Origin of the sequence: Moorena sp. SIO1F2 (assembly GCF_010672755.1) — a bacterium.
GTDB lineage: Bacteria > Cyanobacteriota > Cyanobacteriia > Cyanobacteriales > Coleofasciculaceae > Moorena.
This window is the reverse complement of the sequence record NZ_JAAHFV010000505.1, coordinates 1-3,580: the sequence shown is the minus strand read 5'-3', so window position 1 is coordinate 3,580 and position 3,580 is coordinate 1. Positions and strand designations below refer to the sequence as shown.

Here is a 3,580-nt window from a genome sequence, read left to right as displayed (position 1 = left end):
AATTTCACCTATCTTAAACTTGTTTTCAAAAACTTTTGCTATTTCTGGGAAATTCTTAGATTTTTGAGGTAACTTTAGTGTTTTATTTGGAAAACTGCTAAATATAAATGCTTCTGTTAATATTACTATTACCAAGATTACTAAGCTTCCCAAGATTACTAAGGTAACTGAGCTTACTAAGGTGACTGAGCTTATTTGGTTCAGTCTTAAATTTGATTGTTTAACTAAATCAATTATAGCTATTATAATAGCTATAATTGTAAATAGTATAAAAGCCAACATGCTAAAGACTTTATACTGCTTAACCAATTCTTGATTAGTCAAAAATTCTATTATCCAAGTACCAGTAATATTAATAAAGAGGAATGGCAAGATACGTGACACTACATAATCAAATTTAAATAAGCGGTTATTGCTTAATAATCTTAGTATATAGCTTACTATATAGCATATTTTACTCCTCTTGGACTTGTTTTTTCTCCACCATTTGTTGAGTTTATAAGCATTTTTGCTTGAAATATCAATATATTTATTTTCAACTAAAAAATTAGTAAAATTTATGATAGGTATTTCACTATAAAAATTTTTATTAAGTATAGCTTTTAAGTTCTTTTTATTTATAAAAATATTTAAAACTTTAATAAGTTTATCTTCTGTTATATTCAATAATTTATTATTTAAAAACTTTTCATAAACATCTTTTTTTAGTTTATTTTTTATGTTTTTTTCTAAAGGATACAATAGGTCGAGTAAACTAGTCGTAATTTCAAGTTCTAATTCTTCATCGATTTTCTTTAACTTAGGATTACCGGGATTTTCTTCAAGTGCGCCATTAATTAATTCTGCTAAACTATTATTACTATCAAAATAGTCTATTACATCGTACACAATTTCCTTCAAATTTCCATCACTAGCAATCTCTTCCAGATTTTTTTCGCATTTAGTTCGTAGCATCATTTCTAATTTTTTTCTAGTAGGAAAAGCATCACACAGTGCTAACTGTATCTGCTCAATGAGATAACCAGGGGTATTTCCAGCATTTTTTCTTCTAGCAGGGAAAACATTAAATAGGGCTGATTCTATACGCTCAAGGAGATAATCGGGGATATTTTTAACCTTCATATATAGTTCTATACCTGTCAACAATAGAACTACTGATGCGATCGCTTTTAGGTGCGACCCGATGGGCAAGTAAGCTATTGAATTTGTGTTTAGTCAAATCTCCGTTAAGGATATTCGTAACTGGTTTGCTCATTGTTGTTAATGTACCTGATTAGACTGAAAATTACTGTAATTCACCCTCTGTAATCTTATCTTAGTATAAGAGTAACGCCGATAGGCTGGTCTCAACTATATCCCAGTGCCATAGACAAGCGGTATAAGCCAGATCAAATAAGTTTGAGTGTAAAAACAGCGGTTGGATATCTAACTATTCTCCCCCCACACTTCCGACACTTCCCCTTTGACCCTAATCTAAGAAAACACCCCTTTCAGCATCATCCTACTGGGCAAATTGCTGAAATTTGCGCCATTATATCAATGTTTTCGGTGTGAGTAGTGAACTATCTAACCAATGCTCAAACTTACTTGGAGCTTGCCCCATGTAACTCCAGCTGCGATCGCTGCAGCCTTTCTACTAACTCCCAATGGTCTAGCCAATGAATCTCAACCAAAGTCAACAACCGCCCAGGAATTATCCATAGCAGTAGAGTTACTTCCCCCCATCTCTGTGGAAGTCATGGAGCAGGTGACACCTGTTGACCAGTTGTTACCAGGGTCACCAATAACAGAATTACCAACAAGTACACAAGGGTTTGACCATGAACTAACTCCCCATATCGAACCCAATATCGAACAGACAAATGATCCGATGGCTCAAGTCACATCAGTATCCCAGTTATCGGATGTCCAGCCCACAGATTGGGCATTCCAAGCCTTACAATCTATCGTAGAGCGCTACAGTTGCATGGCAGGATATCCTGACAGTAGCTATCGTGGCAATCGTCCCCTCAACCGTTATGAATTTGCTGCTGCTCTCAATACCTGTTTCGATCAGCTCAGTAAGGTGATTGCTGCTCCCGATTTGTCATCTTCCTACTTTAAAGAAGATCTAGAAGCAATCAAGGGTTTGCAAGGAGAGTTTACCCTCGAACTAGCTCGACTGCGTGGTAACCTCGATGCTGTCACCGCTCGTACTGCTGAAGTCGAAATTACTGAGTTTTCCACCACGACTAAGCTCAATGGCGAAGTAGACTTTATCCTAATTGACTACTTCACTGATAATAAAGCTGCCCCTTGTTGCAGTAGCCCAACTCAAGACGATAGTCTCACCACTACATTCACAGGTCAAGCCCTATTATCCTTTGATACCAGTTTTACCGGTAAAGACCTGTTACGCACTAGAATCGACGCTACCAACGTGCCAGAATTGAATAACCCCCTCGATGGCACAGACATGACTCTCTATGACTTTGACACAAATACTGATCAAGACTTTGTCTTAACCGAACTATATTATCGATTCCCGATTAGCGATCGCATTCAAGCTCATATTGCAGCAGCCGGTCTCTCAGCCGATGAGATTACAGACCCCCTCAATCCCGTCTCAGCCCTCTCCCGTTTTGGAGTACATAACCCCCTTTATCGCCTAGCTGAAGGTGGTGGCGCTGCTATTCGTTATCAATTTAATGACTCAATTAGAATCAGTGTAGCTTATTTAGGTAGTGCCGCTAGTATCTCTAATCCCACCGAAGGTAATGGGCTATTTAATGGTCAATTTGGTGCTTTCACTCAGCTAACCTTAACACCAAATCAGCGTTTAGGTATTGGATTAAATTATGTCCATTACTATTCTCCTGAACCAAACTCAGGGATTGATGTAACTGGCAGTACTGGCAGTCAATTTTCCCAAGCACCCTTTGGTGATCAAACCGCTACCTCGGCTAATGGGTTTGGTTTACAAGCGAGATATCGATTTAGTCCTGGTTTTGCCCTTGGGGGTTGGCTTAGTTATATCAATGCCAACGCCGAATCCTCTCCCCGCCAAAGTGGTTTTGATGGCTCAAAGGGGGCTAAAGCTGATATCTGGACTTGGGCGATAACTATGGCATTTCCCGATTTAGGCAAAGAAGGCAATGAATTAGGTTTCGTGTTTGGAATGCCCCCTAGACTAGCTGAAAATGATATTAACAGTCGTCAAGATTCGGATGTATCTTATCACTTAGAGACCTTTTATCGCTACCAAATAAATGACAATATATCCATCACTCCCGGTCTATTTGTAATTATATCTCCAGAACACAACAGTAACAACAATAGTATCGTAGTGCCAATGGTTAAAACTAAATTTATTTTTTGATTTGTTGGTTGATTTGCTAATATAGCCTAAATACAGCGTTTTTAATAACTATAAGGTACACAGGATTTTTTCCCACTTCCCTGTTGCCTGTTGCTTATTCCCTATTCCCTATTCCCTATTCCCTATTCCCTATTCCCTATTCCCTATTCCCTATTCCCTATTCCCTATTCCCTATTCCCTATTCCCTATTCCCTATTCCCTATTCCCTATTCCCTATTCCCT

The 3,580-nt window shown here is 38.1% G+C and carries 2 protein-coding genes; one reads left to right on the top strand and one right to left on the bottom strand.

The window, feature by feature from the left end:
* Nucleotides 1-1,122 (bottom strand): effector-associated domain EAD1-containing protein (locus F6J94_RS31830; RefSeq protein ID WP_293047569.1); only part of this gene is annotated, 1,122 nt, incomplete at its 3' end.
* A 451-nt stretch (nt 1,123-1,573) separates the two neighbouring features.
* Here F6J94_RS31830 and F6J94_RS31825 point away from each other — a divergent pair.
* Nucleotides 1,574-3,358 (top strand): iron uptake porin, encoded by a 1,785-nt coding sequence (locus tag F6J94_RS31825; protein WP_293047567.1) that lies wholly within the window; start codon nt 1,574-1,576, stop codon nt 3,356-3,358.
* The last annotated feature ends 222 nt before the right edge of the window (nt 3,359-3,580 follow it).